Below are 8,303 nucleotides of genomic sequence, written 5' to 3' on the forward strand. Positions count from 1 at the left end.
CCCGCGCCGTCCCCGCCGGCGTCTCGCACGCCGCCCGCCGCACCCCCTCCCGACGCGTCAGGAGGTGGTGCGGCCGAGCAGGCGCAGGAGGCCGGGGTCGGTGGCGAACAGGCGGTCCAGCTCCCCGGCGCCGACCCGGTCCGCGAGGATCTGCAGGGCGATGTCCTGCCGGACGTACTCGGCCGCCATCAGCGCGACCGCCGGGTCCGCCGTGTAGATCCCCCACGCCGCGCCCTCGCCGACCCCGCCGACGACGGCCTCCCGCCGGTCGCCGACGACCACCAGGAGCCGGTAGCCGAGATCCTCCAGGACGGCCTCGGGCGCGGAGTACCGGTGCTGGTAGACGGCCCCGTCACCGTCCCCGCCGAAGGGGTCGGCGTCCTCGCCGAACGAGACCACCGACACCTCGACGTCCCGCCCGGCGGCGTCGACGACCGCCTCCCGCAGCCGCCGCATCTCCTCCGGCCACACGGACATGAACAGGTCGCGCCGGGCACCGGCGATCACGTCCTCCGCCCGGTCCAGCATGGCCTCGGCGTCCTTCAGCCCGTGGATCAGGTGGCCCTCGGGGGCCGCCGCCACGGCGGGCAGCGCCGACCGCAGCACGTCCACCGACCCGTCGAACTCCCGCCGCATCCGGTCCAGGAGCGCGTCGGGCGGCAGCGGCAGGTACTCGGTCGCGTCGGACGATCCCCGCAGCTCGTAGGCGGCGCCCCGCGCCACCAGCTTGCCGAGCGTCTCGTACACCGTGCTGCGCGGGACCCCGGAGCGCTTCGCCACCTCGTACCCGTTGACCGGCCTGCCCGCCCCGACCAGGGCCACGTACGCCTTGGCCTCGTATCCGGACATGCCGAGCCGCTGCAGATGCTCAAGGACGTCCCGGGCGCTCACCGCCGCAATGCTAGTTCTTCGGGCGTCCGCCGTCGCCGGGCCGCGCGCGGTGCCAGAATCCGGGCATGGAGCGGCGGCTGGACGACGTGACGTTGGAAAGGTCACCGGTGGTGGCCAACTGCGCCATGAACCGGGAGCGGACGCTCAGGTCGTACGGGCGGGAGCTCGGGATCGACGTCCTCGCGGAGATCGACCACGGCTGGCTCGACCTGTGCTGCGGCGCGGGACGGGCGCTGGCCGAGGCCGCCGCCCGCCGCCCGGACGCGCGGATCACGGGCGTCGACCTGGCCGGCCATTACCTGCCCGCGGCGAGCGCCGTGCGGCTGGTCACGGCGTCCGTCGCGGAGTGGGCACCGGACGCGCCGTACGGCCTGATCACGTGCGTGCACGGCCTGCACTACGTCGGCGACAAGCTGGGCGTCCTGGCACGCGCCGCGTCGTGGCTCAGCGCGGACGGGCTGCTCGTGGCGAACTTCGACGCGGCGAGCGTCCGGCTCGCGGACGGGTCCTCCGGCGGGGCTTCGAGCGGAGGTCCGGGCGGAGGCGCAGGCGGGCGGCGGGTCGGGGCGGCGCTGCGCGAGGCGGGGTTCCACTACGACGGGCGGCGCCGCCGGATCTCCCTGCGGGGGCGGCGCGAGGTGCGGTTCCCCTTCCGGTACCTGGGCGCCGACGACCAGGCCGGTCCCAACTACACCGGGCAGCCGGCGGTCGACTCGTTCTACGAGCCGCTCGAGTAAGCGGTCGCTGACCCTCGGGTCAGGAGCGGCGGTCGGCCTCCTTTACGATCGGTCGCCATGGCCTCCCCCCTCGACTGGACCCCGCCGTCCGGCGCGCTGATCCGCGCCGCGGACCTGGCGCTCGAACCGTGGCGCGCGTACACCTCGCCTGTCTTCCACGGCATGGAGAACGTGCCCCGGACGGGTCCGGCGCTGCTGGTCGGCAACCACACGGTGTACGGGGTCGTCGACGCGCCGCTGATCTTCTTCGAGATCCACCGGCGGCGCGGGGTGTGGGTGCGGTCGCTGGCCGACCACGCGCACTGGCGGATCCCGGGGTGGCGCAGCGTGATGGACCTGGGCGGCTCGGTGGACGGGACCCGCGCCAACTGCCGGGCCCTGCTGAGCGACGGGCAGATGGTCGTGGTGTTCCCCGGGGGCGCGCGGGAGGCCACGCGCGACCGCGCCGACCGGTACCGGCTGCAATGGGAGGGCCGGCTGGGCTTCGCCCGCCTCGCCGTGGAGGCGGGCTGCCCGATCATCCCGTTCGGCTCGGTCGGCGTGGAGGAGATGTTCACCACCGTGCTGGACCCGGGCAGCCCGCTGCTCGCCCCGGCGAGGCTGCTCGGCCGCGCCGTCCTCGGCGAGCGCGGAATGCGCGACGACGTGCTGATGCCGGTGTCGCGCGGCATCGGCCCGACGCCGATCCCGCGCCCGCAGCGGCTCTACTTCGGCTTCGGCGAGCCGATCGACACCTCGCTGTGGGAGGGCCGCGCGGACGATGACCGCGCGGTCACCGAGGTGCGCGACCTGACCCGCAAGGCCGTCGAGGAGATCATCCACGGCCTGCGCGCCGAGCAGCGCGACGACCCGTCGCGCACGCCGGCGGGCCGGCTGGCCCGCTCGACCGGCCGCCTGCTCGGGCGGGCCGTGCGGGGCCGGCGCCGCGTCCTGCGCTGAGGGCGCGGCGCCGGCCCGGCCCCCGTCAGGCCGCGTGCGCCGTCCGGCGCTGGAACGGCAGGTAGCGGTCGGCGCGGCGGGGGCGCGAGGGCAGGCCGGTGGACTCGACGGCGAGGATGCGGTCGAAGCGGAAGGCGCGGACGCCGCGCCGCATGCGGCACCAGCCGACGAGGTACCAGTGGTCGCGGTGGACGAGGCAGGTGACGGGCTCCACCTCGCGGATCGTCACGTTGGCGCCGGCGTCGCCGTAGCAGAGCCGGACGACGCGGTGCTCGGTGATGGCCGCGGCGATGACGCGGGCGCGGTCGGCGGTGGAGGCGTCCAGGGGCGCGGTGAGGGTGGCCAGGGTCGCGGCGACCACGTCGTCGTGGCCGGCGTTGTCGAGGAGGGAGCGCAGGGCGCGGCGGGCGGTGGCGGCCTGCGGGCCGGCGCCGAGGTGCGCGAGGGAGAGCGCGAGGGCCGCGATCTCGGCGGCGGTGAGCACGGTGCCGGCCGCGTCGTGCGCGGGGGTGGTCCGAAGGTGCGTCGCAACGTTCGCCATGGTTCGATCATACGTTCGAACACTGACATTTCGCAGTGGCGGGAACGCCCGGAAAGCGTCACCTGACGCAGGACGGGCGGCACGGCGCGCTCCGATCGCGGGCTCGCTTGAGATGCCCACGCCGCATGGTGAACACTGTGCCCCAAAACGTGCTCTATTCGGGGGAATCGGGGGCGAACGCATGATCGCGGACGGGCGGTGAACGACGTGTGGGCGGCCCGGCCCCCGCTGGACCGGGACGGGGCCGACCGGGCGCTCGCGCAGCTGCGCGACGAGAAGGAGCGCATCAGCACGGCCCTGCTCGAACTGGAGGGGCATCCGGGGTACCAGCTGCTGGACGGCGCGGCGCTGGACGGGGAGACGCGGCGCGTGCAGGCCGAGGTGCGGTCGCGGATGGCGGAGATCTGGGCGCTGTTCGACCACTACGGGCGCACGCTCGGCGAGGCCGAGCGGCTGCGCGCCCTCCACCCGCGGCCGGACCGGTCGCGGCTCGCCGAGCTGACCCGGCTGCTGGCCGGGCCGTCGGTGGAGCTGCCGGCCGAGGAGGTCCCGCTGGAGCGCCGGACGCTGCTGGCCGTCCCGTCCGGCGAGAGGCTGACGCTGCAGGCGGTGGTCGCGCGGATGACGCCGCTGTACGAGGACGTCGCCAAGACCGTCGCCGCGCTCGACGCCGTCTGGTCGGCGCTGCTGTCCCGGCTCGCCGAGGTGGAGGCCGAGCAGCGCGCCGCCGCCGACCTGCTGGCCGCGCTGGGCGGCACGGACCCCGACCTGGACCGGCTGACCGCCGAGCTGCGCACCGTGGCCGCGGTCGTGCGCGCCGATCCGCTCGCGCTGGCGAAGGGCGGGCGCGCCGACACCGGTCGGCTGGACGCGCTGCGCACCGCGCTGGCGGACGTGCGGCGCGGCCTCGAGGAGGCGCAGCGGCTGCGCGAGGGGTTCGCCGACCGGATCGCCGGGATCGCGGCCGTGCTCGACGCGCTGCGCGGCACGGAGGCGGAGGCGCGCCGCGTCCGCGACGAGGTGCTCGCGAAGATCGCCTCGCCGGTACTGCCGGATCTACCGGACATGTCCGCCACGCTCGCCGACCGGCTCGCCGCCGTCGGCCGGCCGCCGCACGGCACGGCGGCCGGCGGCGGCTGGAACGACCTCGCCGACCGGGTCGCGGACCTGGACCGGGCGATGCACGCCGCGCTGGACCAGGCCCGCCGGGACGTCGAGGTGATCCGGGGCCTGCTGGACCGGCGCGAGGAACTGCGCGGACGGCTGGAGGCGTACCGGGCGAAGGCCGCCCGCCTCGGCGGGTCCGAGGACGCCGAACTCGCCGCGATCTACGAGCGGGCCCGCGAGCTGCTCTGGACCTCGCCGTGCGACCTGCGCGAGGCGACCGTGACGCTGTCGGGATACCAGCAGGCCATCACCTCGCGGGCGAAGGGAGCGGAACGTTGAGCCAGTGCACCGTGCCGGGCTGCGGCGGAACCATCGAGGACGGTTACTGCGTCATATGCGGCATGCCGCCCGCTTCGCCGAACACGTCGCCCACCTCCGGATCCTCCGCGTCCGGGTCGCCCGCCTCCGGGTCCGGCGCGCCGGACGCCTGCACCCAGCCGGGCTGCTCCGGCACGATCGTGGACGGCTACTGCGACGAATGCGGCTCGGCGGCCGCCCCGGCCGCGCAGGCGCCGTCCGGATCGTCGGGGGCGTCCGCCCCGCCGGACGGCGAATGCCGCCAGCCGGGCTGCTCCGGCACGATCGTCGACGGCTACTGCGACGAATGCGGCTCGCCCCCGGACCAGCCGTCCGCCTCGACCGGGACGAGCGGAACGACCGGCACGAGCGGCACGACCCGCACCGGCAGCACCCGCACCGGCTCGTCGCGGTCGTCCGGACGGCGCGGGATGCTCGGCGCCGGTCTCGTCGAGGTGCCCCGCGTCCCGTACCGGGACCCGTCCTCGGCGGTGATGAGCGACCCGCAGGTCGCGGAGAGCAAGCGGTACTGCTCCAACTGCGGCGAGCCCGTCGGGCGCGGCCGCCCCGACCGGCCGGGCCGCACCGAGGGGTTCTGCCCGAAGTGCGGCACCGGGTTCTCCTTCACACCGAAGCTCAGCCCCGGCGACCTGGTCGGCGGGCAGTACAGCGTGCTCGGCTGCATCGCGCACGGCGGCCTCGGCTGGATCTACCTCGCGCAGGACAAGAACGTCAGCAACCGGTGGGTGGTGCTCAAGGGCCTGCTGGACACCGGGGACGCCGACGCCATGGCCGCCGCCGCGGCGGAGCGCGCCTACCTCGCCGAGGTCGAGCACCCGAACATCGTCAAGATCTACAACTTCGTCGAGCACGACGGCGACGGCTACATCGTCATGCAGTACGTCGGCGGCCAGTCGCTCAAGGACATCCTGCTGGAGCAGCCGCAGCCCACCGGCGAGAAGCACCTGCCGCTCACGCAGGCCATCGCCTACGGCCTCGAGGTGCTGCGCGCGTTCGACTACCTGCACGCCAAGGGCCTGGTCTACTGCGACTTCAAGCCCGACAACGTCATCCAGTCCGAGGAGGAGCTGAAGCTCATCGACCTCGGCGGCGTCCGGCGGCTGGACGACCCGGACGGCGCCATCTACGGCACCATCGGATACCAGGCGCCGGAGATCGCCGACGTCGGCCCGTCGATCAGCTCCGACCTCTACACGGTCGGGCGCGCGCTGGCCGTGCTGAGCTTCCCGTTCAAGGGCTACACCCGGGCGTACGCGGAGAGCCTGCCGCCGCGCGAGGAGGTGCCGCTGCTCCAGAGGTACGAGTCCTACGACCGGTTCCTGCGCCGGGCGACGCACAAGGCGCCCGCGGAGCGGTTCCAGGACGCGGCGGAGATGGCGGAGCAGCTCACCGGCGTGCTGCGGGAGGTGCTGGCCGCCGAGGAGGGCGCGCCGCGCCCCGCGCCGTCCGCGCTGTTCGGGCCGGAGCGCTTCGACCCGTGGATGGCGGGCGACCTGGCGGCCGAGTCCGCGCTGCCGCCCGTCCCGCCGGAGGTCGCGGCGTCCGCGCTGCCGGTGCCGCTGGTGGACGGCGCCGACCCGGCCGCCGCGTTCCTGGCCGGGCTGACCGCGCTGGACGACGAGCAGCTCGGCCCGGTGCTGGAGAGCGCGCCGGAGCGCACCCCGGAGGTGATGCTGGCGCTCGCCCGCGTCAAGATCGAGACGGGCCGCGCGGACGAGGCGTCGGCCCTGCTGGACGGCCTCGCGCAGAGCCTTCCCGGCGACTGGCGGGTGGACTGGTTCCGCGCCGTGTCGCTCCTCGCCTCGGGGCGGGTCGCCGACGCCGAGCGGTGCTTCGACCGGCTGTACTCGCTGCTGCCCGGCGAGGCGGCGCCGAAGCTCGGCCTCGCCTACTGCCGCGAGCACTCCGCGCCGGACGAGGCCGTCCGGCTGTTCGAGCTGGTGTGGCGGACCGACCACGGCTACCTCACGGCGGCGTTCGGGCTGGCCCGCGTGCACCTGGCCGCGGGCCGCCGCGCCGCCGCGGTGCAGGCCCTGGACGCGGTGCCGAAGATCTCCATCCGGTACGTGCCGGCGCAGGTCGCGGCCGTCGCGACGGCGGTGCGCGGCCGCGCGCCCGCGGACCTGACGGCGGCCGAGCTGGTCGCGGCGGGCGAGCGGCTGGAGGGCCTCGACCTGGACGACGAGCGGCGCGACCGGCTCGCCGCCGAGATCCTGGAGGCCGCGCTCGACTGGCTGCCCGCCGGTTCCGGCAACGGCGCGCCGGGCGGTGCGCAGGGCGGTGCGCTCATGGGCGCGCCGCTCGCCGAGACCCCGCTGCGGCGCCGGCTGGAGCGCACCTACCGGGAACTGGCGCGCCGCTCCCGCGACCGCGCCGAGTCGCGCCTGCTCATCGACTCCGCCAACGCCGTACGCCCGAGGACGCTGCTGTGACCGACGACCCGACCGCAGCCCCCGTCGACGGCACGGCCGCGGCCAAGCCCGCCGAACCGACCTGCCCGGTGTGCGGGGAGATCGTCTACCCGGGCTACGTGTTCTGCGAGAACTGCGGGCACAAGCTCGGCGACCCGCCGCCCGCCGGTCCCGAGGGGAGCGGCGCGGCGCCCCGGGAGGGCGCGACCATCCGGCAGAGCTCCGCCTCGATCGCGCGGCGCCGCGCGGCGGGCGAGGCCCGCCCGTGCCCGGAGTGCGGCGGCGCGGCGATCGACGCGGACGGCTACTGCGAGCGGTGCGGCCTGCGCCAGCCCGCCGAACGCGACCATGTCGAGATCGGCCTTCCGGCCGCCGGCGGAGCCGCCGGCCCGGCCGCGAACGGGTCCGGACCGCTCGCGGCCGCGGGCGCCAGCGACCGCGGCCGCCGCTACAGCCGCAACGAGGACGCGATCGCCCTCGCCGCGCACGCCGCCGGCGTCGTCGCGGTCGTGTCGGACGGCGTCGGCTCGTCGCAGCGTCCGGACGAGGCGTCCCGCGCGGCCGCCGACACCGCCGCCGCCGAGCTGGCGGCGCTGCTGGACGCGGGCCGCGACCCCGAGGAGGCGACCCGCGCGGCGGCGCTGAAGGCGGCCGACGCGGTCGCGGCGCTCGCCGCGTCCCCGTCGGAGGCGCCGTCGTGCACGTACGTGTCGGCGGTGACGCGCGGCGGCGCCCTGACCGTCGGCTGGGTCGGCGACAGCCGGGCCTACTGGCTGTCCGCCGACGGGGACGGGACGGCCGACTCCGGCGAGGAGGAGACCCGTCCGGACGCGACGCGGCCGGAGGGCCTCGGACCGGACGACACCGAGCCGAACACCGGCGGCACCGAGCCGAACACGGGCGACATGGCCGAGCTGGGCGCGTCCCGGCAGCTCACCGAGGACGACTCGTGGGCCGCGATCATGGTGGCGCAGGGCGCGCTGACCGAGGCCGAGGCGGAGGCGCACCCGAACGCGCACGTCATCACCGCCTGGCTGGGCGCGGACGCGGGCGAGGTCCGGCCGCACGTCGCGACGTTCCGCCCGACCGGCCCCGGCACGCTGCTGGTGTGCAGCGACGGCCTGTGGAACTACTTCCCCGCGGCCGCGGACCTGGCGGCCCTCCTCGGCGGGCCCGGAGGCGGCTCCGCGCACGCCCCCGCGCACGACCCCGCGGCGGCGGGCGAGGGCCCCGAGGCGGCCGCCGGGAACGCGGCGGCGGGCGCCGCCGAGGGCGCACCCGCCGAGAACGAGCGGCCCG

General features: G+C 76.3%; 7 protein-coding genes. 5 read left to right on the forward strand and 2 right to left on the reverse strand.

Going from position 1 to position 8,303, the window contains the following annotated elements; all coding sequences use genetic code 11:
- Nucleotides 1–57: 57 nt before the first annotated feature.
- Nucleotides 58–891: a TrmB family transcriptional regulator gene (locus tag ABT299_RS26405; protein WP_500252352.1), complete on the reverse strand. Its 834-nt coding sequence runs from the start codon at nt 889–891 to the stop codon at nt 58–60.
- Between the two features lie 65 nt (nt 892–956).
- Between ABT299_RS26405 and ABT299_RS26410 the strand changes: the two genes are divergently transcribed.
- Both ABT299_RS26410 and ABT299_RS26415 read left to right on the forward strand, forming a co-directional pair.
- Complete coding sequence (locus tag ABT299_RS26410; protein ID WP_500252353.1) at nt 957–1,628, forward strand: class I SAM-dependent methyltransferase; 672 nt, start codon at nt 957–959, stop codon at nt 1,626–1,628.
- 57 nt (nt 1,629–1,685) lie between these two features.
- Complete coding sequence (locus tag ABT299_RS26415; RefSeq protein ID WP_500252354.1) at nt 1,686–2,567, forward strand: lysophospholipid acyltransferase family protein; 882 nt, start codon at nt 1,686–1,688, stop codon at nt 2,565–2,567.
- Nucleotides 2,568–2,592: 25 nt separating this feature from the next.
- On the opposite strand, the gene ABT299_RS26420 is transcribed toward ABT299_RS26415, so the two are convergent.
- Complete coding sequence (locus ABT299_RS26420) at nt 2,593–3,108, reverse strand: helix-turn-helix transcriptional regulator (protein WP_190859819.1); 516 nt, start codon at nt 3,106–3,108, stop codon at nt 2,593–2,595.
- Between the two features lie 198 nt (nt 3,109–3,306).
- On the opposite strand from ABT299_RS26420, the gene ABT299_RS26425 reads away from it, so the two are divergent.
- The 3 genes from ABT299_RS26425 to ABT299_RS26435 all read left to right on the forward strand — a co-directional run.
- Nucleotides 3,307–4,554 carry a hypothetical protein gene (locus ABT299_RS26425; RefSeq protein ID WP_500252355.1) on the forward strand — a complete coding sequence of 416 codons (1,248 nt, stop codon included), beginning with the start codon at nt 3,307–3,309 and terminating at the stop codon, nt 4,552–4,554.
- Entirely contained in the window at nt 4,551–7,025 is a 2,475-nt protein-coding gene (locus ABT299_RS26430; RefSeq protein WP_500252356.1) for a tetratricopeptide repeat protein, read from the forward strand. Before ABT299_RS26425 ends, ABT299_RS26430 begins: the two co-directional genes overlap by 4 nt.
- Nucleotides 7,022–8,303 (forward strand): PP2C family protein-serine/threonine phosphatase (locus ABT299_RS26435; protein WP_500252357.1); only part of this gene is annotated, 1,282 nt, incomplete at its 3' end. The genes ABT299_RS26430 and ABT299_RS26435, both read left to right, overlap by 4 nt.

The organism is Spirillospora sp. NPDC000708 (genome assembly GCF_040299565.1).
In the GTDB taxonomy this organism is placed as follows: domain Bacteria; phylum Actinomycetota; class Actinomycetes; order Streptosporangiales; family Streptosporangiaceae; genus Spirillospora.